The following is a 22,773-nucleotide window of genomic DNA, read 5'->3' on the forward strand; positions in this document are numbered from 1 at the left end:
GTCGAGGATGTCCGAAACCTTCAAACCCGCCCCCGGTGACGTCGAGCTCGTGCAGCGCGAGGAATGCTTCCGCGGCTTCTATCGTCTCGATCGCCTGCGCCTGCGGCATCGCCAGTTCGACGGCAGCATGGGCCGGGAAATCAGTCGGGAACTGTTCGTCCGCCATGACGCGGTCTGCGTGCTGCCCTACGACCCGCAGCGCGATTGCGTGGTGCTCATCGAGCAATTCCGCGTCGGGGCGATGCAAAAGCTCGCCAACCCCTGGCTGCTGGAGCTGGTCGCCGGCCTGATCGACAAGGACGAGCAACCGGAGGAAGTGGCCCATCGCGAGGCGATGGAGGAGGCCGGGCTGACTCTCGGTGCGCTCTGGCCGATAACCCAGTACCTGCCGTCGCCGGGCGGCACCGACGAGGTGGTGCACCTGTTCGTCGGTCGTTGCGACAGCGAAGGTGTCGGCGGCGTGCATGGCTTGCCGGAGGAGGGTGAGGACATCCGGGTCCACGTCTGGCCGTTGGAAGATGCGCTGCAGGCTGTGCGCGACGGGCGGATCAACAACGCGGCGAGCATCATCGCCCTGCAGTGGCTGGCCCTGAACCGGGCCGAGGTGCGTGGGCTATGGGCCTGAACCTGCTGCGCGAGCGCTACCGGGTCGACCTGGCCAGCCTGCAGGCGACCTGCGAAGCGAACTACGCGCGGCTCATGCGCCTGCTCCCGGACATGCGCGAGGCGCAGGCATCGCGCCGGGTCGCGCTGAGCGAAGGGGAGCGGCTGCTCGGCGTACTGGCGCTGGAAGTGACCGAGGCTTGCCCCTACACCACCACCCTGCAGGTGCGCCAGGAGCTGGGCTTGCCCTGGTTGCCGGCGCCGCGGCTGGAAGTGCGGGTCTACCACGATGCGCGGATGGCCGAGGTGATCGGCGCCGAACAGGCGCGGCGGCTGATGGCGATCTATCCCTACCCGAACCAGGCGATGCACCAGCCCGACGAGAAGAACCAGCTCAACCTGTTCCTCGGCGAGTGGCTCGCCCATTGCCTGGCCTGCGGCCACGAAATGGAGCCGGTGGCCCAGCGCTGAGCGGTTGCAGGCAAAAGGCCAGTTGAATGACATCAAGCCAAAAGTAGTCCTCGCAACTGTGATCTGTTCCGCTTTCCGGGTTTGCCGCCACTTTCGTCGGTCACCATAATCATCCCTTTCACCGCGGACGCCTCGCCTTCAGGAGACGGCCCTTTGTCACGCCATTCGAACACTCCCGCCACCGACGCCTCCGTACTGCTGGTGCAGCTCTCGGACAGCCACCTGTTCGCCGAGGATGGCGCGCGCCTGCTTGGCATGGATACCGCCCATAGCCTGGAGAAGGTGGTCGAGCGGGTCGCCCGGGAGCAGCCGCGGATCGACCTGATTCTCGCCACCGGCGACGTCTCCCAGGACGGCAGCCTCGATTCCTACACACGCTTCCGCAGGTTGAGCGCCCCCCTGGACGCGCCGTTGCGCTGGTTCGCCGGTAACCACGACGAACGCGAGCCGATGCAACGGGCGACCGAGGGCAGCGACCTGCTGGAGCAGGTCGTCGACGTCGGCAACTGGCGCGTGGTGTTGCTCGACTCGAGCATTCCCGGCGCGGTGCCGGGCTATCTCGAGGAGAATCAGCTGGAGCTGCTGCGGCGCGCCATCGACAGCGCCGGCGAACGCTTCCTGCTGGTTTCCTTCCATCACCACCCGGTGCCGATCGGCAGCGACTGGATGGATCCCATCGGCCTGCGCAACCCGCAGGCGCTGTTCGACCTGCTGGCGCCCTATCCGCAGGTGCGCTGCCTGCTGTGGGGGCACATTCACCAGGAGTTCGACCGTCAGCGCGGCCCGCTGCGCCTGCTGGCTTCGCCGTCCACCTGCGTACAGTTCGCCCCCGGTAGCAGCGACTTCACCCTCGACCGCCTGGCGCCGGGCTACCGCTGGTTGCGCCTGCACGACGACGGGCGCCTGGAAACGGGGATCTCGCGGGTCGACGACGTCGTCTTCGAAGTGGACTACGACACCGCCGGATACTGACATGCCCCCCGGTCGCGGGATACCGCGGCCGCGTACGTCGTTGCCGATCGGCGCGCAGGCTGGAAGATGAAGCCTGGAAGCTGGTACCGTTCGGCTTTCCCTACCGAGTTGAAGCCCATTAGCCCGTTCCCGATGACCGCGACCAGCCTATCCCTGCTGTATATCCACGGCTTCAACAGTTCGCCCGAATCGCACAAGGCGCGCCAGCTGCAGGCGGCCTTCGGCCAGTTGGGCCTGGCCGAAGGCCTGCGCGTCCCGGCCCTGCACCATCACCCACGGCAGGCCATCGCCCAGTTGGAGCGGGCCATCGCCGAGCTCGGGCAACCGGTGCTGGTCGGCAGCTCCCTGGGTGGCTACTATGCGACCCATTTGGCGGAGCGCCATGGCCTGGCGGCGATCCTGGTCAATCCGGCGGTCGCCCCGCATCGCTCCTTCGACGGCTACCTGGGCCCACAGACCAACCACTACAGCGGCGAGACCTGGGAACTCACCGAGGACCACGTGGCGGCGTTGGCCGAACTGGAAGTCACGCACCTGCAACGTCCCGAACGCTACCAGGTATGGCTGCAGACCGCCGACGAAACCCTCGACTATCGCGCCGCGCAGGCCTTCTACCGAGCCTGCGCGCTACGTATCCAGGCCGGCGGCGACCACGGTTTCCAGGGCTTCGCCCGGCACCTGCCGGCGCTGCTGGCGTTCGCCGGCTATCCGTCGGCGCTGTGGCGCGACACCGACTTTTCGACTTTTGACTGAATAGAGACCCCATGGCTACTTACAACGCAGACGCCATCGAAGTCCTTTCCGGCCTCGACCCGGTGCGCAAGCGCCCGGGGATGTACACCGACACCACCCGCCCCAACCACCTGGCCCAGGAAGTCATCGACAACAGCGTCGACGAAGCCCTGGCCGGCCACGCGAAGAGCGTGCAGGTGATCCTGCACCAGGACAACTCGCTGGAAGTCATCGACGACGGCCGCGGCATGCCGGTGGACATCCACCCGGAAGAGGGCGTGCCGGGCGTCGAGCTGATCCTTACCAAGCTGCATGCCGGCGGCAAGTTCTCGAACAAGAACTACCAGTTCTCCGGCGGCTTGCACGGGGTCGGCATCTCGGTGGTGAACGCGCTCTCGACCCGGGTCGAGGTACGCGTCAAGCGCGACGCCAACGAGTACCGGATGACCTTCGCCGACGGCTTCAAGGACAGCGATCTGGAAGTCATCGGCACGGTCGGCAAGCGCAATACCGGTACCAGCGTGCATTTCTGGCCGGATCCGAAGTATTTCGATTCGGCGAAGTTCTCGGTCAGCCGCCTCAAGCATGTGCTCAAGGCCAAGGCGGTGCTGTGCCCGGGCTTGAGCGTGGTGTTCGAGGACAAGAACACCGGCGAGCGCGTCGAGTGGCACTTCGAGGACGGCCTGCGCTCCTACCTGACCGACGCGGTCGCCGAGCTGCCGCGCCTGCCGGACGAACCCTTCTGCGGCAACCTCGAAGGTTCCAAGGAGGCGGTGAGCTGGGCCCTGCTGTGGCTGCCCGAGGGTGGTGAGTCGGTGCAGGAAAGCTACGTCAACCTGATTCCCACGGCCCAAGGCGGCACCCATGTGAACGGCCTGCGCCAGGGCCTGCTCGACGCCATGCGCGAATTCTGCGAGTTCCGCAACCTGTTGCCGCGCGGCGTCAAGCTGGCGCCCGAGGACGTCTGGGAACGGATCGCCTTCGTCCTCTCGATGAAGATGCAGGAACCGCAGTTCTCCGGGCAGACCAAGGAGCGCCTGTCGTCCCGCGAGGCGGCGGCGTTCGTCTCGGGCGTGGTGAAGGACGCCTTCAGCCTGTGGCTCAACGAGCACGCCGAAATCGGCCTGCAACTGGCGGAACTGGCGATCAGCAACGCCGGGCGTCGCCTCAAGGCGGGCAAGAAGGTCGAGCGCAAGAAGATCACCCAGGGGCCGGCGCTGCCCGGCAAACTGGCTGACTGCGCCGGACAGGAACCGATGCGCGCGGAACTGTTCCTGGTCGAGGGCGACTCCGCCGGCGGCTCGGCGAAGCAGGCGCGGGACAAGGAGTTCCAGGCGATCATGCCGCTGCGCGGAAAGATCCTGAACACCTGGGAAGTGGACGGTGGCGAGGTGCTCGCCAGCCAGGAGGTCCACGACATCGCGGTGGCCATCGGCGTCGATCCGGGCGCCAGCGACCTGGCCCAGCTGCGCTACGGCAAGATCTGTATCCTCGCGGATGCCGACTCCGACGGCCTGCACATCGCTACGCTGCTCTGCGCGCTGTTCGTCCGCCATTTCCGCCCGCTGGTGGAAGCCGGCCACGTCTACGTGGCGATGCCGCCGCTGTACCGCATCGACCTCGGCAAGGAAATCTACTATGCCCTCGACGAAGCCGAGCGCGACGGCATCCTCGAGCGCCTGGCCGCCGAGAAGAAGCGCGGCAAGCCGCAGGTCACCCGCTTCAAGGGCCTTGGCGAAATGAATCCGCTGCAACTGCGCGAGACCACCATGGATCCGAATACCCGGCGGCTGGTCCAGCTCACCCTGGAGGACGCCACCGGTACCCTGGAGATCATGGACATGCTGCTGGCCAAGAAGCGCGCCGGCGACCGCAAGTCCTGGCTGGAAAGCAAGGGCAACCTGGCCGAGGTGCTGGTCTGATGCGCCGCCTGCTGGCCATCCTCGGCCTGTTCGGGGGCCTGGTCCAGGCGGCCGAGGCGCCGCCAGAGCCACCGGTTCCGGCAGCCTTGAGCTTCATCTCCGAACATGCGGTGGAGGGCATGCGCGGCGGCAACCTCTCCGGGCTGGCCTGGTGCGGCAGCGCGCTGTGGACGGTTTCCGACCGCGACGACGACCGCCTGTATCGCCTGCAACCCTCGGCCGAAGGCTCCGACCAGCCCTGGCAGGCCGAGGCCGAGAGTTTCATCGCTCCGACCCCGCCGGACAGCGGGCTGCCCTGGGGCATGAGCACGCGGGTCTGGCTCAGCGGCCTGGTGCGCGGCGGCAACCTCGACTTCGAAGGCATCGCCTGCGATGCCGCCGGCAATCGCTACCTGGTCAGCGAGGCGCACGCGGCGGTCCTGCAACTGCCGGTGAGCGGCGCGCCGAACTGGCTGCGCCTGCCGCCCGGCCTGCTGCCGCAAGCGCGGGCCAGCGGCATGCTGATGAATTTCAACGCGCTGTTCGAAGGGATCGCCGTCGACCCCGAGGGCAAGCGCCTCTGGCTGGCTGCCGAGCGCGAGCGCCGCGGCCTGCTGGTGGCCCACCGCGACAACAGTGCCTGGCGCTGCGAGGGCAGCTGCGTACTGCTCGCCGAGGGCGGCAAGATCGAGCCGCCGCCGGAACTGGGCAGCGCGCGCAAGCTGCCGAAGGATTTCTCCGACCTCGCCTTCTACCGCGGCAAGCTGTTCACCCTGGAGCGCCTGGCGCACCAGATCTGCCGCCGCGACCTGGCCCAGGCCAAGGTCGAGCGCTGCTGGTCGTTCGCCTCGGCGGTCCTGGCACCCGAACGTCGCTACGAACTGCCCTACGGCGTCGCGGAGGCCTTGTCGCTGGACGACAAGGGGGCATGGCTGGGCATCGACAATGGCGACCATGCGCGTGCCGATGGCGACGTGCGGCCCTTCGTCCTGCGCTTCGCCGCGCCCGCCGGCGGCTGGTTGGGGGACAAGTGACGCAACAGGCGCCCGGTCAGCGGCTGGGACGGATCATGCTGGTGCTGGCCTGGGTCGCCGGGCTGGCGCTGGCGACGCGCTATTTCGACGTCTGGGAAGATCGACAGCGCAACCCGAATCAGGCGCCGCAATCGATCCATGGCGACGGCTACGTCGAGTTGCGCCTGGCCAGCAGCCGCCAGGGCCATTACCTGCTGAACGGGCAGATCAACGGCCAGGGCGTGACCTTCCTGCTCGATACCGGGGCGACCCAGGTGGCGGTGCCGGAAGCCCTGGCGGCAAGACTCGCGCTGGAGCGCGGCGCGCCGATTACCCTGAGCACGGCCAACGGCCGTGCCACGGGCTGGCGCACGCGGCTGGAGCAGCTGCAACTCGGCGATATCCGCCTGTCCGGGGTCGCGGCGCTGATTGCGCCGGGCATGGACGGCGATGAGGTGCTACTCGGCATGAGTGCCCTGAAACAACTCGAATTCACCCAGCGCGACGGCACCCTGGTGCTGCGCCAAAACACTTCTCCGTGAGGTACGCATGAGCGAATCCCTCGATCTGAGCCTGGAAGGGGTCGAACGCCGGTCGTTGGCCGAGTTCACCGAGCAGGCCTATCTGAATTATTCCATGTACGTGATCATGGACCGCGCCCTGCCGCATATCGGCGACGGCCTGAAGCCGGTGCAGCGACGCATCGTCTACGCCATGAGCGAACTGGGTCTGGATGCCGATTCCAAGCACAAGAAGTCGGCGCGCACCGTCGGCGACGTGCTCGGCAAGTTCCACCCGCACGGCGACTCGGCCTGCTACGAGGCCATGGTGCTGATGGCGCAGCCGTTCTCCTATCGCTATCCGCTGGTGGACGGCCAGGGCAACTGGGGGGCGCCGGACGATCCCAAGTCCTTTGCCGCCATGCGTTATACCGAGGCGCGCCTGTCGCGCTATTCCGAGGTGCTGCTCAGCGAACTGGGCCAGGGTACCGTGGACTGGGTACCGAACTTCGACGGCACCCTCGACGAGCCGGCCGTGCTGCCGGCCCGCCTGCCCAACCTGCTGCTCAACGGCACCACCGGCATCGCGGTGGGCATGGCCACCGACGTGCCGCCGCACAACCTGCGGGAAGTCGCCTCGGCCTGCGTGCGCCTGCTCGACCAGCCGGGCGCGACGGTCGCCGAATTGTGCGAACACGTGCCGGGCCCGGACTTCCCCACCGAAGCCGAGATCATCACCCCGCGCGCCGACCTGCAGAAGGTCTACGAGACCGGCCGCGGTTCGGTGCGCATGCGCGCGGTGTACCGCGTCGAGGACGGCGACATCGTCATCCACGCCCTGCCGCACCAGGTGTCCGGTTCCAAGGTGCTGGAACAGATCGCCGGGCAGATGCAGGCCAAGAAGCTGCCGATGGTGGCCGACCTGCGCGACGAGTCGGACCACGAGAACCCGACCCGCATCGTCATCATCCCGCGTTCGAACCGGGTCGATGTCGAGGAACTGATGACCCATCTGTTCGCCACCACCGACCTGGAGACCACCTATCGGGTCAACCTGAACATCATCGGCCTCGACGGCAAGCCGCAGGTCAAGGACCTGCGCCAGTTGCTCTCGGAGTGGCTGCAGTTCCGCATCGGCACCGTGCGTCGACGCTTGCAGTTCCGCCTGGACAAGGTCGAGCGCCGCCTGCATCTGCTGGATGGCTTGCTGATCGCCTTCCTCAACCTCGACGAGGTGATCCACATCATCCGCACCGAGGACCAGCCCAAGGCGGTGCTGATGGAGCGCTTCGAACTCAGCGAGGTGCAGGCCGACTACATCCTCGACACCCGCCTGCGCCAGTTGGCGCGCCTGGAAGAGATGAAGATCCGTGGCGAGCAGGAAGAGTTGCTGAAGGAGCAGAAGCGCCTGCAGACCCTGCTCGGAAGCGAGGCCAAGCTGAAGAAGCTGGTGCGCGAGGAACTGATCAAGGACGCCGAGACCTACGGCGACGACCGCCGTTCGCCGATCGTCGCCCGCGCCGAGGCCCGCGCGCTGTCGGAAACCGAGCTGATGCCCACCGAACCGGTGACCGTGGTGCTCTCGGAAAAAGGCTGGGTGCGTTGCGCCAAGGGCCACGACATCGACGCTGCCGGTCTCTCCTACAAGGCCGGCGACGGTTTCAAGGCCGCCGCACCGGGACGCTCGAACCAGTATGCGGTATTCATCGACTCCACCGGGCGCAGCTACTCGCTGCCGGCCCACAGCCTGCCGTCCGCGCGGGGCCAGGGCGAGCCGCTCAGCGGCCGGCTGACGCCGCCGCCGGGGGCCAGCTTCGAATGCGTGCTGCTGCCGGACGATGATGCGCTGTTCGTGATCGCTTCCGACGCCGGCTATGGTTTCGTGGTCAAGGGCGAGGACCTGCAGGCCAAGAACAAGGCCGGCAAGGCCCTGCTCAGTCTGCCCAACGGCTCCGCCGTGGTGGCGCCGCGCCCGGTGCGCGATGTGGAGCAGGATTGGCTGGCGGCCGTGACGACCGAGGGCCGTCTGCTATTGTTCAAGGTCTCCGACCTGCCGCAGCTCGGCAAGGGCAAGGGCAACAAGATCATCGGCATCCCCGGCGAACGCGTGGCCAGCCGCGAGGAATACCTCACCGACCTGGCTGTTCTGCCAGCCGGGGCAACGTTGGTCCTGCAGGCCGGGAAGCGTACCCTGTCGCTCAAGGGCGACGACCTGGAACACTACAAGGGAGAGCGCGGCCGTCGAGGCAACAAGCTGCCGCGCGGATTCCAGCGCGTCGACAGCCTGCTGGTGGATATTCCGCCACAGGATTGAAATGAGCCGTTACCGGTCTCCGATCGCTCGCATATCCGCAAGGGAATGGCGAAAGCGGCCTCTTCCGAGGCCGGCTTTCCGGGCGAATGTCGTTTCCCTGGCGGGTTCCGCCGGGTTTTCCCCTGACGCAGGTGGTCCGAAACCGGTTTCGGAATACGCTCTGCCTCTGGAGCTATGGCGCTGGTTAGGGGATGATACGCCCCTTCGGTCGCCGTTTCCGATGGCGGGTGGCCAGTGGAATTCAAGTCTTGCATCAGTAGTGCCGATCTTCGGCGAAATACGGTGGTTCTCGATGAGCGCGTGGCGCGTCTTCGCATGTCTTTCCCTCGTCAGCCTGCTCGGGCTGACGGGTTGTGCGGTCCATCCGCCGGCCCAGCTCTACCAGTTGGACGTCGGTGCCGCCGCGGTACCGAAAAAGGACGGCGGTGCGGCCGTCCTGCTCGGGCCGGTACAACTGGCCGACTATCTCAAGCGCGATGTGATGGTGCAGCGGCAGGCCGATGGCATTCTCAGTCTGTCCACCGAAGCGCGCTGGGCGGGCAACCTGGAGACCAATGTCAGCCAGCAACTGCTGCGGCAGATGTCCAGCGAGCTGGGCAGCAGCCGCCTGGCGCTGTTCCCGGAAAAACCCGGTTTCACCCCCCAGGTCCAGGTGATGCTGACCATCAGTCGCCTCGACTCCGGCCCCAAGCAGCCGGCAGTGATCGAGGCGCGCTGGCGCCTGTTGGACCAGAAGGGCGACCTGAAGGACAGCCGGGTGTTCCACGAGGAAGAACAGCATCAGGGCAGCATCGGCGACCAGATCCGTGCCCAGAGCGACCTGCTCAAGCGTCTGGCGGCGCAGTTGGCCAAGGACGTCAAGCCGATCGCCGTAGCGGCCGAGGCGCCGCCGCCGGCGACCGCGCGCAAGCCGGTAGCCAAGCCGAAGGTCAAGGAAGAGGAAGGTCCGAAAATGCCGCTGGTGGTGCCGATTCGCACCGACGCCGAGGTCTATCGGTTCTGATTGTCGATAGCCGACCAGGAGAAAGCCCCGCCGAAGCGGGGCTTTTTCGTTTCGGCGTCAGCGTGAGCGGCGCAACAGGAAGCGCAGGGCCATGCCGGCGAGCGCCAGCAGCAGGCAGGGCAGCCAGACCCAGCGCGCCTCCGATTGCAGCACCAGCAATCCGCGTTCGCTGAGGAAGCGCGACAGACCGATCGGCGACACGGCGATCGGATGGAACGGCATGAAGTAGCGGGCGTCGCTCCAGGGCCAGAACCAGGCGACGCCCAGCCCGCCGTTGGTCATCGCGTCCAGCAGGCTGTGCGAGGCGGTGGCCAGCGCCACCCACAGCCCGGCTTTCAGCGGTCCGCTATGCAGCGGCCGGCAGGCGAGGGCGGCGAGCGCGCCGAGGATCGCGGCGAACAATAGCGAATGGCTGAAGCCGCGATGGCCGAAGGCATCGTGATAGGCGATGCCGAGCTTGAAGGCGACTACGTCGAAGTCCGGCAGGCAGGCGGCGAGCATGCCTGCCAGCAGCAGGCGTGGCGGGATCACCCGGCTGCCAAGGGCCAGTCCCACCGCCAGCACCGGCAGCGGATGGGTGATCAGGGTGGTCACGGGCGGGCGCGATCGTGCATGCGCGCCAGTTGGCGCTCGAGCATCGACGGATACGGCTCCAGCAGGCGCTCGACGCAGCAGGCTCCTTCCGGACTGGCGATGGCGCGGATACGGGCGCGCTCGCGGACCACCGCGTCGTCGGCGATGCTGCGTTCGACCAGCAGCAGGTTGCGGCTGTGCTGGTTGAGGGCGAGGGCGTTCTGCACGGTTTCGTTGAGCAGCAGGTCGGCCTGGGTCAGTTCGCTGAGGTCTTCGCCGAGGCTCAGGCCCAGTTGCAGCTGCAAGGTGATGCCGCTGTCGGCGACCTCGATCTGCAGGGCATGGCCGAGCGCGCGCATCAGTTCACCGCAGCAGAGCGCATTGGTCAGGTAGTCGGCGCGGTTGTCGCGGCTGTGGAAGAGAATCAGGCTGCCGCCGTCGCTGAGCGTGTGCAGGCTGCCCTTGTACTGGCGGGCGGCCTGTTCCAGGCAGTCGCGATAGCGTTGCAGGAGGTCCACCAGGCGGCTGCGCGGCAACCGGCGCAACTGCTCCTGGGCGCCGAGCTGGATCGCCAGCACCGCACTGTGTTGCGGTTCGCGCATAGCGGCGGGCGCCGCGGACTGGTCCCCGGCTTCGGCTCCGTTCTCGTCGAAGGCGTCCTGGTCCAGCGGGTCTTCGTCGATGGAGGTGAATTCCACCGGCTTGGTCTCGTCCAGCAGGGCATCGCCCAGCGGAATGTCGTCATCCTCGAAGGCCGAGGCCTCGACCTTGCGGCTGCGCAGGTCGGCTTCGTCGTCCTCCAGCAGGATGTCGTCGAAGTTCTGCGGCAGCGGTGCTTCTTCCGGCTCCGGCGCCGGCGGCTTCTCCGGCACCAGGCGCTCTTCCAGGTCGCGCGCCAGGTCGCCCAGCTCGTTCTGCAATTCGGCGCCGGGGGCCGGATTGTCCGGATCGCGCAACCAGACACGCAATTGCAACAAGGGTGTGGAAATCTGCCGCCCCAGGCGCAGGCTGAAATACAGGGCGAGGATCAGCAGGATCAGGCTGATCAGGCCCATGCTCTGCAGGCTGATCATCATCGGCTGCTGGAACTGCTGCATGTCCAGGCTGATGCGCAGGTGTCCGGCGATCACTTCCTGGAAGGTGATCGGCGTCGAGTACAGGCCTTCGGTGGCGCCGAGCAGGCTCTGCTTCGGACGGCTGCCGGCCTCGGCGAGGATGCGCTGGTCGACGCTGTAGATCGCCGCGTGGGCCACCAGCGGGTTCTTCACCAGGTTGTTCAGCAGCACGTTGAGGCTGAGGATGTCGTTGGACACCAGCAGCTCGGTGGCGGAGGCGGCGGTCTGGGTGATCAGGCTCTGGCCCAGGGCATCGGCTTGCTGCTGCATGGCCTGGCGAAACTGCATGCCCATGACCCAGGCGTAGATCAGCAGGGCCAGGGCCACCAGGATCAGGCTATGGCTGGCGAGCCGCAGGGCGATCGGGACGCGGCGCTGGCGCAAGGCACGAAACAGCAGGAGGAAGAAATTGTCGGGCTTGACGGACGTGGGCCGGGTCACAGGGGGCTCGGTCTTCTGAAATAGAGGTATCGCGCAGTATAACCAGCGCCCCCCGAGGGGCAAAGGGCCGTTGACGCGCTTTCCAGGCCGCCGCGCGGCGGTTTCACGGGTTTTCCCGGACGGTTCCGACCGGTGGTGATGGCAAATGCCTGCGCCAGCGTCTCTCGAGTGCGTGGGAAAGCGGGTAGAATGGCGTCTTTTACCTGGCGGAGCTTACGCCTTGCGCGAAATTGTCCTGATCAACATCACCGGGGAAGACCGCCCCGGTCTCACCGCGGCCATCACCGGCGTACTGGCCCACGGCGGGGTGAGCATCCTCGACATCGGCCAGGCGGTGATTCACGACACCCTGTCGTTCGGCATCCTGGTGGAAATCCCGGATACCGAGGCCGGTTCCTCGGTCCTCAAGGACGTGCTGTTCACCGCCTACAAGCTGGACCAGCAGGTGCGCTTCACCCCGGTCTCGGAAGAGGACTACCGGCAATGGGTCGACGGCCAGGGCAAGGCGCGGCACATCGTGACCCTGCTCACCCGCCGGGTGACTGCCGAGCAACTGCAGAGGGTCAGCTCGATCACCGCCAAGTACGCGCTGAACATCGACCACATCGACCGTCTCTCCGGACGCATGCCGCTGGACATGCCCGCCGACCAGGGCAAGGGCTGCATCGAGTTCTCGGTACGCGGCGAACCGGCCGATCCGGCGGCGCTGCGTGCGGAATTCCTCAGCGTCGCCCAGGAATTGAACGTCGACATCGCTTTCCAGCAGGACAGCGTGTTTCGCCGCAACCGCCGGCTGGCGGTGTTCGACATGGATTCGACGCTGATCGAGGCGGAAGTCATCGACGAACTGGCCAAGGCCGCCGGTGTCGGCGAGAAGGTCGCCGCGATCACCGAGCGGGCGATGCGCGGTGAACTGGACTTCCGCGCCAGCTTCAAGGAGCGCCTGGCGCTGCTGCAGGGGCTGTCGGAGGACGTACTGGAGGAGATCGGCGCCTCGCTGCGTCTGACCGAGGGGGCGGAAACCCTGTTCGCCGAACTCAAGCGCCTGGGTTACAAGACCGCGATCCTGTCCGGCGGCTTCACCTATTTCGCCCGTCAACTGCAGGCGAAGCTGGGGATCGACTACGTGTTCGCCAACGAGTTGCAGATCGTCGACGGCAAGGTCACCGGGGTGGCGGTCGAGCCGATCGTCGATGCCCAGCGCAAGGCCGACCTGCTGCGCGAACTGGCGGCGAAGGAAGGCCTGAGCCTGGAGCAGACCATCGCCGTCGGCGACGGCGCCAACGACCTGCCGATGCTTGGCCTGGCCGGCCTGGGCGTGGCGTTCCGCGCCAAGCCGCTGGTCAAGCAGTCGGCCAAGCAGGCGATCTCGACCCTGGGCCTGGACGGCATCCTCTACCTGCTCGGCTACCGCGACCGCGAAGGACGGGCCTGAGGCCTGCGGGCGCCTCTTGCCGGCCCGCCGGCAGCCACGAACCAGGTCGGTAGAGCGGAAAAGCAACGGGCGCCCAAGGCGCCCGTTCTTCATTCGTCTCCCGAGGAGAAGTCGTAGTCCATCGCCTGGCTCGGCCCCTGCAGGTAGTAGCCCTGGATATAGGTGGCGCCGGCCTGCCACAGGGTGGCGAGGACGCTGGCGCTCTCGACGAAGGGGACGATGCTGAGCTTCTGCTGTTCGTGCAGTTCGGCGATCAGGCCCTTGAGGATCTCCTGGTTTTCCACCTGGTTGAGGTCCTGGACGAAGGAGCCATCGATCTTGATGAATTGCACGGTCAGGTGCTTCAGCGCGTTGAACGGGTTCAGCGAGCAGCCGAACTGGCTGATCGCCGCCTGGCAATGCAGGGTGGCCAGGCCCTGGGTCAGTTGCTTGGCCTGCTTCAGATAGCTGGTGGCGTCGGCTTCGCTGATCTGGAACACCAGCGACTCCGGCGGCAGGCGCGCGGCCTTCAGCGCCACCCCGAGCCAGGGCAGCAGGCCGGGGTCTTGCAGGCTCGCGCTGGACAGGTGGACGAACAGCTTGGTCTGGTGCCCCTTGGCGCGATGCTCGGCGAGCAGCTTGATCGAGTTTAGGATCACCCAGCGGTCGATCTTCTCCGCCAGCCCGGCTTCCTTGGCGGCATGCAGGAACTCCGCCGGCGGCACTTCCTGGCCCTGCGGATTGAGCAGGCGCAGGAGCACCTCGTAGTTCTCGTGGCTGTCGCCGCGCAGGCTGATGACTGGCTGGAACAGCAGGCGGAAGCTGTTGGTCTCCAGCGCCTGCTGGAGGATCGCGATGACGTCGCCGCGCTGGGCGGCGGCGGCAAGCTCTTCCGCCGGGTTGTACTGCTTGATCTGCGACCCGCCCTTGCGTGCCGCGTCGTCGGCGCAGCGATGCGCACGGTTCATCACGTCCTGGGCCTTGGCGGTCTTCTCATCGAGACCGGCGACGCCGATGCTGAGGGTGGCCTGGGCGCTGCGGCCGTTCAGCTCGAAAAGGTGGTTCTCGACCTTCTTCAGCAGTCGTTGCAGTGCCGCTTGCGACTGCTCGGGAGTCTTGCCCTTGAACAGGGCGGCGAAGATCGAATCGCCGAAACGCGCCAGGTCGGCTTCCTCGCCGAACTGTTCGCGCATCAGTCCGGCCAACTGGCCGAGCAGCAGGTCGATCCCGGAAAGCCCGTGGTCGGCCTGGAGCGAGGGGTAGCCGTTGAGATGGATATAGGCCAGGGTCGACGGCTTGCGGGCGGTCACTGCCTGCTGCACGGCGGCATCCATCAGGTCGAGGAAGTGGCTGCGGTTGTAAAGTCCGGTGACCGGGTCCTGGCTGCTGACTTCGCGAAGCTTTTCTTCCAGTTCGGCGTTGTCGACCTCACCGCGGATCACCACCTGGATGCAGGGTTCGCCGTCGTAGGTGGCGGCGGAGAGGCTGATGCGCGCCTTGAATTCCTGGCCGTCGAGCTTGACCCCGGTGCAAACCAGTTCGGTCTGGCGCTGGTCGTTCTGGTAGCCCTTGAGGAAATCCTTGAAGGCGCCCTGGTCGCAGGAAGCGATCAGGTCGATGACCGGCAGGCCTTCCAGTTCCTCGGCGTCCTCGTAGCCGAACAGCGCCATGTAGGAGCGGTTGGCGTAGATGTGCATGCCGTCGTGGACGTAGGTGATGGCGTCGACCGAGCTGTCGAGCAACAACTGGCAGCGTTTTTCCGCCTCGCGCAGGGCGAGTTCGGCGGCGCGGCGCGCACGGCGTTCGGCGAGGCCGGCCAGCTCGCGGTTGGCGACCAGCACCAGGCGCTCGTCCTCGCCTTGCGGCAGGGCGTCCTGGGCGCCGAGCATCAAGGCGTCGGTGATGGCGTCGGAGCTGTTGTCGGCCACCAGCTGGATGAACGGGATGTCGCGCGACTGGCGGCGCAAGGTGGCGAGCGCCTCGCCGGGCTCGAGACATTCGCTGGTCGGCGCGGCGATCAGCAGGTCCCAGCTTTGCTGGAGGGTTTCGGCGAGGTCCTCGGGAGAGGTCAGTCGATGTACGCGGGTCGCGTGGCCGGCATTGCGGAACAGACTGACCAGGCGTTCGGCTTCGTTCTGCGAGTCTTCCAGAATCAGCAGGCGGATGGTTTTCTTTTCGATGGCCATGGAAAGGGCTCAGTCCGCGTCCGGGCGGGCGCGAAAAGACGGCGAATGGAGGTGTCGGGGCAATCTACAGAGACTTCCAGAGCGAGTCAAAATCTTCCTCCCCCGCAGGCGGCCGGGCCACTGGCGCTGTGACCGGCTTATCGCTCGGGGTGTTCACCGGTTCCGCCGAGCGGTATTCGAACTGGCTGAAGCTGCCGGTCGAGGCCTGCCGGCGATTCAGCACCGCGCGCCGCTCCTCGCCGTGCAGGTTGATCTGCACCCGGCTGCCCTCCTGGAACGGCAGGCGCGGGGTGATCACCGTCGCCGGCCGCGAGATCGCGGCGATCGCCGGCAGCAGCAGGGCGCGCAGGTAGTGGCTGCTCTGCTCGGTCTTGCGCAGCAGTTGCAGGCCGCAGGGCTGTGCCGCCGGGGCGATCATCTCGATGCCCATCTGCGTGCCGCCATTGCGTACCTGGCGGATCCAGCGCACCACCGCGATGCTCCACGCCTGGCCTGGAAGGTCCTGCAGGCCGACCAGTTCGCCCGCCTGCAGTTGGGCGGGCACCTCCTTCGGCCAGCTCAGGCAATAGCCGCCGGGGCTGTGGTTGACGATGGGCAGGGCGTAGGTCGGGTAGTCCTCGGTGGCGTCAGCCTGTGCGTGGGCCTGCGGGTGCCCGGGTTGCACACTGCGGGGCGACTGGTGCGGGCGGTACTCGATTTCCTCCAGCGGCATGCCGGGCTGCCAGTCGGTGACCTTCTGCGCATCGAAGGCGCCGGCCCAGGCGTCCTGGACGTCGGCCTTGAAGCGAGGCGCCTCGGGCGCTTCCTGGATCTGCAGGACCTCGTTGAACGGGCGGCGCCCGGCGAGGAAGTAGTGCAGGGCGCTCATGCCGATGCACAGGGTCAACTGGCCCTGGCCCTGGGTGCGCTGGAAGGTACGTTCGGCGATGTCCCCCCAGGCCGAGGAGAGATGTTGCAGCAGGTCCAGGGTCACCCCTTCGATCAGCGGCAGGCGCGCTTTCGCGCGTTCGGCCTCGGGCTGCAGCAGGTATTCGCGGATCAGCTCGACCAGCGGCTGGGTGTCGATGCCGAGGGCATTGGCCAGTTGGGTTTCCGGGTACAGCGAACGGTAGCGCGGCGGGCCGTCGATCTGCGGTACGGCGATGAACAGCGAGCCGGGCAGCGTCGCGCTCTGTATCGACAGCAGCTGGCTCCAGGGTTCGAGCACCTCGGCGAGCCGTGCAATGTTGTTCTGGCGCATCTGGTTGCAGCGTGCGCAGCCGAGCAGCAGCGGTATCAGGTAGGCCTGCTCGACGCTCAGGCCGGGGGTGTGCTTGGCCAGTTCGTCGCGCACCGCGAGACGATGCACGCCGCGCTGGCTGGCCAACTGGTACAGCTGGTGGAGTTCCAGCCAAAGCCCCTCGGGGACCGGGCAGTACAACTGGCTGGCGCGGATCAGCGGCCCGCACAGGCTGCGGATCGCCCGCTGGATGCCGACCGCGAGCAACTGCGCGCGGTCGCGGCTGTTGCGCGGCGCTTCCTGGACCACGATCAGCTTGTAGCCGATGGCCAGGTGGTTCTGCAGGGCCTGGCAGAGGTTGGCGATCTTGCGCGGCCGTTCGTCGAGGACGATGGCCTGGTTGAGGAAGTGCCGTTCCAGGTGGGCGCAGACGAAATGTACCTCTGGACGGAACAGTTCGAGCAGTTGCAGGCGGGCCTCGACGGGCAGCACCATCTGGTTGAGTTCGATCAGGCCCTGGTAGAGCTGGCGCGCGGTTTCCCCGAGGTTGGCCTTGGGCAGGTGCGCCAGCCAGTACTTGATGTCCTTCGGGGTGGCGTCGCAGAAGCTCAGGTTCTGCTGCGTCGGAGTGGGGACGCGCAACGAGAGGTGGGGGCTCTGGTTTTCCATGGGGGGTTAGACGGCTCCGCTACTGAAAAGGCTCTACGGGGGGATGAAGCCCCGGAGAGGTGCCGGACTTCCGATCGCCGCGGCTGCGCCTCCTCTTTCTTAACACGGGAGGCGGGTTCATCGTCGTGGCCAGGACAGGAACTGTGCGGCAGTCCGCTTTCCTGACCGAGGGGTCGGCACGGGCTCGATAGGACCTTTCCGAACTCTAGCAGCATCGAAATGGACCCGCAGCCTTCGGACGCCACGATCCCGCCGGGAGGTTCCGGCGGCGGGGAGAGATGGGACGGGGACGCTCGGGGCGTTCCGTCCCGGCGAGGTCAGGACTGTTTCGGTAGTGCCAGGCATTCGCCCATGCGCACCGGGCTCGCTGCCCCGAGGCCGTCGGTGAACGCGACCTGCTGCGGGCCGAACAGGACGATGGCGGTGGAGCCCAGCTTGAAGCGACCGAGTTCGGCGCCTTTTTCCAGGCGGATCGGCGCGCGGGCGGCTTCGTCGTAGCGGAAGGTCTTCAGTTCGCGCTTCGGCGGCGTAACCAGGCCGGCCCAGACGGTTTCGATGGAGGCCACGATCATCGCGCCCACCAGCACCACGGCCATCGGACCGCGCTCGGTGTCGAACAGGCAGACCACCCGCTCGTTGCGGGCGAACAGTTCGGGAACGTTTTCCGCGGTGGTCTGGTTCACCGAGAACAGCCGGCCGGGAACGTAGACCATCTCGCGCAGGGTACCGGCCAGCGGCATGTGCACACGGTGGTAGTCCCGGGGGGACAGGTAGACGGTGGCGAAGTCGCCGCCCATGAAGGGCGCGGCCAGTTCGGCGTCGCCGCCGAGCAGTTCGGCCAGGCTGTAGCTGTGGCCCTTGGCCTGGAAGATCCGCCCGTGCTCGATCGGGCCGAGCTGGCTGATCGCGCCATCGGCCGGGCAGAGCACCGCGCCGGGCTCCTGGGCCAGCGGGCGGGCGCCATCCTTGAGTGCGCGGGTGAAGAAGGCATTGAAATGTTCATAGGCCTGCAGGTCCTCGACCTGCGCTTCGCGCATGTCGACCTGGTAGCGCCGGGCGAACCAGGCGATCAGGCGGTCCTTGAACCAGGTCGCCCGGCAGTCGGCGGCGAAGCCGATCAGCCGGGACAGCAGGTGGTGCGGCAGCAGGTACTGGCTGCAGATGAACAGACGATCTTTGAACGACATTCCTCAAACCTCTACAGGGGTATCGGGGTGGTTGCCCCATTCCGACCAGGAGCCGGCGTAGCCTTTGACCCGCGGGTAGCCCAGTGCCTTGGCCACCAGGTAGGTGAAGCCGGAGCGATGGTGGGTCTGGCAGTGGGTGATCACTTCCTTGTCCGGCGTGATGCCGAGGTCCTCCAGGACTTCGGCGATATCCGCGCGGATGCGCAGGGCGCGAGCCGGGTCCATGCCGGCGGTCCATTCGAAATTGATCGCGCCGGGCACATGCCCGGCCTTCGCGGCGAGCACCTTGGTACCGGTGTATTCGCTGGGGTTGCGCGCATCCCATACCACCAGGTCGGCGGCGCCGAGGCGGCTTTGCAGGTATTCGCGGGTCGCGCTGGGCTCGTCGTGCAACGTCAGCGACAGCGGGCCGCCGACAGGCGCCGGGACCTCGCGGTCGAGCGCCCGGGCGTCGGCGATCCAGGCCGGCAGGCCGCCGTTGAGATAGTGGTAGCGGTGGTGGCCGATCACGTCCAGCAGCCAGATGAAGCGGCCCGCCCAGCCGCCACCTTCGTCGTCGTAGACCACGTAGGTCGCCTCCGGGCGGTGGCCCAACTCGCCGAACAGAGCTTCCAGGTCGGCCTTGGCCGGTAGCAGGCCGGGTGCCGGGGGTTGTCCCCACTGGGTGCGTTTGGGGTCGACGAAACGCGCGCCGGGGATATGCCCTTCGGCGTAGCGGGCGGCACTGGTCAGGTCGACCAGGATCAGCTCGGGCGCGCCCAGGCGCGGCGCGAGATCGCTGGGCTCGATCACCAATGGCAGGTCGGAGAAGACGGACATGCGAGTACCCCCGGGTTGAAGAAGGGCAGCAGTTTAACGGAAAGCGCGCCCGACCAGTGTGCCGGGCATATCCCTCATTCAGTGCGGCGCTGGCGGCCGAACTGCTGGATCGCGCGCTCGGTGCACTGGGCGGTCTTGGCAAAGGCCTGGGCATGCAGGTCGCTGAACGGCTGGCCGCCGAGGTCGGCCAGGACCAGCATCACCACCCGCGAGCCGTTGCCCAGCGAGCGCAGCAGCAGGTGAGGTCCGGGGAACAGCTGGCGCAAGGGTTCGCCGAGGGCCGGCAGCAACTGGTCCTGGTTGTTCGGGCCGATGCGCAGCAGGGCGGGTTGCTGGAACAGTTTCTTCAGCAGCGGGCTGCCGGCAATCTCCAGTTGCAATTTCGCCTGGCCCGGTTCGAGTCCGGCGCTCTGCTGCGCCAGCACGTATACCTGGGTGCGATCGGCCACCAGCAGCAACATCCTTTGCAGGCCACAGGCGAGCAACGCATCGCGGGCACAGGCGGTGAGCTGCACTACGTTGCTGAACGGGCTGGGCTCGCGGAGCAGCTCGGCGCAATGCTGCCGCCACTCGGCCAGGGCTTCCGCCGAGGGCGGCGGCGGGGGCGCCGCTTCGGCACGCCAGCGGCTGGCCTGCCAGGGCCAGATCAAGGCCACCGCCGGATGCCACAACGGCGGCCGGGCGTGCAGGCGCGCGCTTTGCGCGGCGAGCATGTGCACCTGCTGCTGGACTTCGGTCAGCGGCTGGCCCAGGTACAGGCCGGTCAGGCGCTGCCAGCGCAGCATGTGTGGCCCGTCCCAGCTTTGGTGCGCGGCGATGGCCAGGCCATTGGCGAGGAGAGTGCAGTTGGCCGGCTGGGTCAGCCAGCGGGCGAGATCGGGCTGGGCATCGAGTTGCTGTTGCTGGAGCAGGGGCGACTGATGGTCGCGGGCGATACGCAGGGCTCGAACCAGCAGGCGACGGTCGCAGGCGAGCAGGCGATAGCCCTGGATAACCCATTGCGGTAGCCGCCAGCGTTCGGCCAGCGCCAGGCAGATCGGCAGCAGGCGCATGCCGAGCAGTTCGCGCTCCACCCGCAGGGTCGGTTCGCCCTGTACCAGCACGCGTTGCTGCCATTGCTCCAGCAACTGCGGGCGGGCGTTGGCCAGCGCCCAGACCGGAGCCATGGTCAGCAGGCTGCCCCAGTGGATTTCCTGCCAGAGCCTGGCCAGGCGCGCGCCGAACAGGCCGCTGGCCTGTTGCATGGCGTGCTGGCTGATCAGCAGCATCTGCCCGAGGACCCTGGGCATCTCCGCATCCTGGATGCTCGGCAGGGTCTTCAGAAGTTGGCTCGCGCGCGCCAGACCGAGGCGGCTGAGGGCCACCTCCAGGCTTTCCGCGGGGTTGTCGCGGGCGCTCTCGGCGCGATTGGCCTCGCGCAGGATGGACAAAGCCAGTGTCGGGCTGCCCTGCAACTGGTCGGCGATCTCGCGCAGCGAGCGACGACTGTCGCTCAGCGCGGCGTGCAGGCCGGCATAGTGGCTGGCGGGGATCGGCAGGGGTTGCCGGTCGAGCTCTTCGAGCCAGGCGGCGAGGCGGTCTGTCATGGGTGTCGGGCTCGGTGTCGGCGAGGCGGCGAACTGGCTTTTCGAGTATTCGGACTATAGTCTTGCGGCTAGCAACCGATAACAAGAGGGAGCCTAGCAGTCCCCCTCCTTATCCTGTTCATTTCGCACGTCCGGTCCTCATGTCAAAAATCATCGGCATCATCGTCGTTTTCGCCAGTGTCCTCGGGGGCTTCCTGCTCTCCGGCGGCAAGATCGGCGCCATCATCCAGCCCTTCGAGGTCCTGATCATCGGTGGCGCGGCACTGGGGGCGTTCCTCCAGTCCAACCCGGGCAGCACGTTCATGGTGGTGCTGAAGAAAGCGCCGAAGATGTTCAGCAACCGCTTCACCCAGACCTACTACCTCGAGGTGCTGGGCATGCTCTACGAGATCCTCAACAAGAGCCGGCGCGAAGGGATGATGGCGATCGAGGCGGACATCGAGGACCCCGCGGCCAGCCCCATCTTCAGCAAGTACCCCGGTGTGCTGAAGGATGAGCGGATGACCGCCTATGTCTGCGACTACCTGCGCATCATGTCCTCTGGCAACATGGCGCCGCACGAGCTGGAAGGCCTGTTCGACATGGAGCTGTCCAGTCTCAAGGAGGACCTGGAGCACCCGTCCCACGCGGTGACCAAGGTCGCCGACGCCCTGCCGGGCTTCGGTATCGTCGCCGCGGTACTCGGTATCGTCATCACCATGGCGTTGCTTGGCGAAGGCAGCCAGGCGGAGATCGGCCACCACGTCGCCGCCGCCCTGGTGGGCACCTTCCTCGGGATTCTCGCCGCCTACGGCTTCGTCGGCCCGCTGGCGGGCGCCCTGGAGCACGATGCCAAGGAAGAGTTGAACCTGTTCGAGGCGATCAAGGCCTGCCTGGTCGCTTCCGCTTCCGGCATGCCGCCTTCGCTGGCCGTCGAGTTCGGCCGCAAGGTGCTGCTGCCCGCCCATCGGCCGACCTTCGCCGAGCTCGAGCAGGCCGTGCGCGGCCGCTGAGTGGAGGCACTGTCGATAGATGGACAATAACCAGCCGATCATCGTCAAGCGCGTCAAGCGCTATGCCGCCGGCCACCACGGCGGCTCGTGGAAGATCGCCTTCGCCGACTTCGCTACGGCGATGATGGCGTTCTTCCTGGTGCTCTGGCTGCTGTCTTCGGCCACCCCGGAGCAGAAGAAGGCGATTTCCGGATACTTCCAGGACCCCATCGGTTTCAGCGAAAGCGCCAGCCCCTACGTCATCGACCTCGGCGGCACGCCGACGCCGGCGCCGGACAAGACCCTCAATCCGCAGGTCCAGGCCCAGCCGGACTCCAACGAAAGCCGGATCAGCCCCGAGCAGGACCACCAGGTCAACGCCGACCAGGCCGAGAACCTTGCCGAGCAGGTTGAGCGAGAGCGCCTGGCGCTGCTGCTGCAGGAGTTGCAGAACAAGGTCGACGAAAATCCGATGCTCAAGGACTTCAAGGACCAGATCCACTTCGAGATCACCCGCGACGGCCTGCGCATCCAGATCGTCGACGCCGCCAACCGGCCGATGTTCGACCTCGGCAGCGCGCGCCTGCAGCCGTATTTCGAGGACATCCTGCTGGCCATGGCCGAGACCATCCGCCAGGTACCGAACAAGATCAGCATCAGCGGCCACACCGACGCCAAGCCCTATGCCGGCAACGGCGACTTCGGCAACTGGGAGCTATCGGCCAATCGCGCCAACGCCGCGCGCCGCGCGCTGGTCGCCGGCGGCTATCCGGAAGGGCAGATCGCCCAGGTTGTCGGCTATGCCTCGGCACGCCTGTTCGACGACAAGGACCCGCTGAACCCGGTGAACCGGCGGATCGACATCGTGGTCCTGACCCGCAAGGCGCAGAAGGCCATCGAAGGCGAGACCGGCGCTCCCGAAGCCAGCGCCCCCGCGGCGGCCCCGGGCGAGCAGCCTAAGCCGGCTGCCGAGGCACCGGCGGCGGGCGCGCAACCTTCGCTACCGGCGGACGAGGTGCAGAAGAAGCTCAACCTGTTCGACGACGGCGGCAGCCTGAAGCTGCAGCAGATCAAGGGCAACTGA

19 protein-coding genes are annotated in these 22,773 nt (G+C 67.0%); 12 read left to right on the forward strand and 7 right to left on the reverse strand.

The features are described 5' to 3' along the window. The first annotated feature begins 7 nt into the window (after positions 1-7). From HMPREF2886_RS14420 to HMPREF2886_RS14460, 9 genes are all read left to right on the forward strand, one after another. Positions 8-625, forward strand: coding sequence for an NUDIX domain-containing protein (locus HMPREF2886_RS14420; RefSeq protein WP_003095694.1), 618 nt, complete (start codon positions 8-10; stop codon positions 623-625). Further along, positions 616-1,074 (forward strand): DUF1249 domain-containing protein, encoded by a 459-nt coding sequence (locus HMPREF2886_RS14425; protein WP_003102067.1) that lies wholly within the window; start codon positions 616-618, stop codon positions 1,072-1,074. Before HMPREF2886_RS14420 ends, HMPREF2886_RS14425 begins: the two co-directional genes overlap by 10 nt. A 153-nt stretch (positions 1,075-1,227) precedes the next feature. Next, a complete protein-coding gene (gene cpdA / locus HMPREF2886_RS14430; RefSeq protein ID WP_033967850.1) occupies positions 1,228-2,046 on the forward strand; it encodes a 3',5'-cyclic-AMP phosphodiesterase in 819 nt (272 codons plus the stop codon). A 132-nt stretch (positions 2,047-2,178) separates the two neighbouring features. Continuing rightward, positions 2,179-2,799: a YqiA/YcfP family alpha/beta fold hydrolase gene (locus HMPREF2886_RS14435; protein ID WP_033967851.1), complete on the forward strand. Its 621-nt coding sequence runs from the start codon at positions 2,179-2,181 to the stop codon at positions 2,797-2,799. Between the two features lie 11 nt (positions 2,800-2,810). Beyond that, a complete protein-coding gene (parE, locus tag HMPREF2886_RS14440) occupies positions 2,811-4,700 on the forward strand; it encodes a DNA topoisomerase IV subunit B (protein ID WP_003095690.1) in 1,890 nt (629 codons plus the stop codon). Then, positions 4,700-5,713, forward strand: a complete 1,014-nt coding sequence (locus HMPREF2886_RS14445) for an esterase-like activity of phytase family protein (protein ID WP_033976999.1) — start codon at positions 4,700-4,702, stop codon at positions 5,711-5,713. The genes parE and HMPREF2886_RS14445 overlap by 1 nt, the downstream gene beginning before the upstream one ends. After that, the gene (locus HMPREF2886_RS14450; RefSeq protein WP_070747683.1) at positions 5,710-6,234 is read left to right on the forward strand and encodes a retropepsin-like aspartic protease family protein; all 525 of its coding nucleotides are present in this window, start codon (positions 5,710-5,712) and stop codon (positions 6,232-6,234) included. Before HMPREF2886_RS14445 ends, HMPREF2886_RS14450 begins: the two co-directional genes overlap by 4 nt. A gap of 7 nt (positions 6,235-6,241) precedes the next feature. Beyond that, entirely contained in the window at positions 6,242-8,506 is a 2,265-nt protein-coding gene (gene parC, locus HMPREF2886_RS14455) for a DNA topoisomerase IV subunit A (RefSeq protein WP_033967854.1), read from the forward strand. Between the two features lie 292 nt (positions 8,507-8,798). Beyond that, a complete protein-coding gene (locus HMPREF2886_RS14460; RefSeq protein WP_003102054.1) occupies positions 8,799-9,509 on the forward strand; it encodes a PqiC family protein in 711 nt (236 codons plus the stop codon). Between the two features lie 57 nt (positions 9,510-9,566). On the opposite strand, the gene HMPREF2886_RS14465 is transcribed toward HMPREF2886_RS14460, so the two are convergent. Then, on the reverse strand, positions 9,567-10,103 hold the full coding sequence (locus tag HMPREF2886_RS14465; protein WP_003095684.1) for a metal-dependent hydrolase: 537 nt from the start codon (positions 10,101-10,103) through the stop codon (positions 9,567-9,569). Further along, positions 10,100-11,638: a YtjB family periplasmic protein gene (locus tag HMPREF2886_RS14470; protein ID WP_033967857.1), complete on the reverse strand. Its 1,539-nt coding sequence runs from the start codon at positions 11,636-11,638 to the stop codon at positions 10,100-10,102. The genes HMPREF2886_RS14465 and HMPREF2886_RS14470 overlap by 4 nt, the downstream gene beginning before the upstream one ends. 220 nt (positions 11,639-11,858) lie before the next feature. On the opposite strand from HMPREF2886_RS14470, the gene serB reads away from it, so the two are divergent. Continuing rightward, positions 11,859-13,073, forward strand: a complete 1,215-nt coding sequence (serB, locus tag HMPREF2886_RS14475) for a phosphoserine phosphatase SerB (RefSeq protein ID WP_033967859.1) — start codon at positions 11,859-11,861, stop codon at positions 13,071-13,073. Positions 13,074-13,162: 89 nt separating this feature from the next. Here serB and fimX read toward each other — a convergent pair whose 3' ends face one another. From fimX to HMPREF2886_RS14500, 5 genes are all read right to left on the reverse strand, one after another. Beyond that, a complete protein-coding gene (fimX, locus tag HMPREF2886_RS14480) occupies positions 13,163-15,238 on the reverse strand; it encodes a cyclic di-GMP-binding protein FimX (protein ID WP_033967861.1) in 2,076 nt (691 codons plus the stop codon). A gap of 64 nt (positions 15,239-15,302) precedes the next feature. Beyond that, positions 15,303-17,126, reverse strand: a complete 1,824-nt coding sequence (fimW, locus tag HMPREF2886_RS14485; RefSeq protein ID WP_033976998.1) for a cyclic-di-GMP receptor FimW — start codon at positions 17,124-17,126, stop codon at positions 15,303-15,305. Between the two features lie 317 nt (positions 17,127-17,443). After that, the gene (gene asd / locus HMPREF2886_RS14490; RefSeq protein WP_033967867.1) at positions 17,444-18,313 is read right to left on the reverse strand and encodes an archaetidylserine decarboxylase; all 870 of its coding nucleotides are present in this window, start codon (positions 18,311-18,313) and stop codon (positions 17,444-17,446) included. A 3-nt stretch (positions 18,314-18,316) separates the two neighbouring features. Continuing rightward, complete coding sequence (gene rhdA / locus HMPREF2886_RS14495) at positions 18,317-19,132, reverse strand: thiosulfate sulfurtransferase (RefSeq protein ID WP_033967868.1); 816 nt, start codon at positions 19,130-19,132, stop codon at positions 18,317-18,319. 74 nt (positions 19,133-19,206) lie between these two features. Continuing rightward, positions 19,207-20,718 carry an HDOD domain-containing protein gene (locus HMPREF2886_RS14500; RefSeq protein ID WP_039026618.1) on the reverse strand — a complete coding sequence of 504 codons (1,512 nt, stop codon included), beginning with the start codon at positions 20,716-20,718 and terminating at the stop codon, positions 19,207-19,209. Between the two features lie 140 nt (positions 20,719-20,858). Here HMPREF2886_RS14500 and motA point away from each other — a divergent pair, with 140 nt between their 5' ends. Both motA and motB read left to right on the forward strand, forming a co-directional pair. After that, positions 20,859-21,710 (forward strand): flagellar motor stator protein MotA, encoded by an 852-nt coding sequence (motA, locus tag HMPREF2886_RS14505; RefSeq protein ID WP_003102044.1) that lies wholly within the window; start codon positions 20,859-20,861, stop codon positions 21,708-21,710. Between the two features lie 19 nt (positions 21,711-21,729). Next, on the forward strand, positions 21,730-22,773 hold the full coding sequence (gene motB / locus HMPREF2886_RS14510; protein WP_033967874.1) for a flagellar motor protein MotB: 1,044 nt from the start codon (positions 21,730-21,732) through the stop codon (positions 22,771-22,773).

The organism is Pseudomonas sp. HMSC066A08, from assembly GCF_001813025.1.
Lineage (GTDB): Bacteria > Pseudomonadota > Gammaproteobacteria > Pseudomonadales > Pseudomonadaceae > Pseudomonas > Pseudomonas aeruginosa.

What these genes read in the sequence shown, in the direction of transcription:
- HMPREF2886_RS14420 (WP_003095694.1), top strand. Translation starts at nt 8, where the DNA reads ATGTCCGAAACCTTCAAACCCGCCCCCGGTGACGTCGAGCTCGTGCAG.
- HMPREF2886_RS14425 (WP_003102067.1), top strand. Translation starts at nt 616, where the DNA reads ATGGGCCTGAACCTGCTGCGCGAGCGCTACCGGGTCGACCTGGCCAGC.
- HMPREF2886_RS14435 (WP_033967851.1), top strand. Translation starts at nt 2,179, where the DNA reads ATGACCGCGACCAGCCTATCCCTGCTGTATATCCACGGCTTCAACAGT.
- parE (WP_003095690.1), top strand. Translation starts at nt 2,811, where the DNA reads ATGGCTACTTACAACGCAGACGCCATCGAAGTCCTTTCCGGCCTCGAC.
- HMPREF2886_RS14445 (WP_033976999.1), top strand. Translation starts at nt 4,700, where the DNA reads ATGCGCCGCCTGCTGGCCATCCTCGGCCTGTTCGGGGGCCTGGTCCAG.
- parC (WP_033967854.1), top strand. Translation starts at nt 6,242, where the DNA reads ATGAGCGAATCCCTCGATCTGAGCCTGGAAGGGGTCGAACGCCGGTCG.
- HMPREF2886_RS14460 (WP_003102054.1), top strand. Translation starts at nt 8,799, where the DNA reads ATGAGCGCGTGGCGCGTCTTCGCATGTCTTTCCCTCGTCAGCCTGCTC.
- fimX (WP_033967861.1), bottom strand. Translation starts at nt 15,238, where the DNA reads ATGGCCATCGAAAAGAAAACCATCCGCCTGCTGATTCTGGAAGACTCG.
- fimW (WP_033976998.1), bottom strand. Translation starts at nt 17,126, where the DNA reads ATGGAAAACCAGAGCCCCCACCTCTCGTTGCGCGTCCCCACTCCGACG.
- asd (WP_033967867.1), bottom strand. Translation starts at nt 18,313, where the DNA reads ATGTCGTTCAAAGATCGTCTGTTCATCTGCAGCCAGTACCTGCTGCCG.
- rhdA (WP_033967868.1), bottom strand. Translation starts at nt 19,132, where the DNA reads ATGTCCGTCTTCTCCGACCTGCCATTGGTGATCGAGCCCAGCGATCTC.
- HMPREF2886_RS14500 (WP_039026618.1), bottom strand. Translation starts at nt 20,718, where the DNA reads ATGACAGACCGCCTCGCCGCCTGGCTCGAAGAGCTCGACCGGCAACCC.
- motA (WP_003102044.1), top strand. Translation starts at nt 20,859, where the DNA reads ATGTCAAAAATCATCGGCATCATCGTCGTTTTCGCCAGTGTCCTCGGG.
- motB (WP_033967874.1), top strand. Translation starts at nt 21,730, where the DNA reads ATGGACAATAACCAGCCGATCATCGTCAAGCGCGTCAAGCGCTATGCC.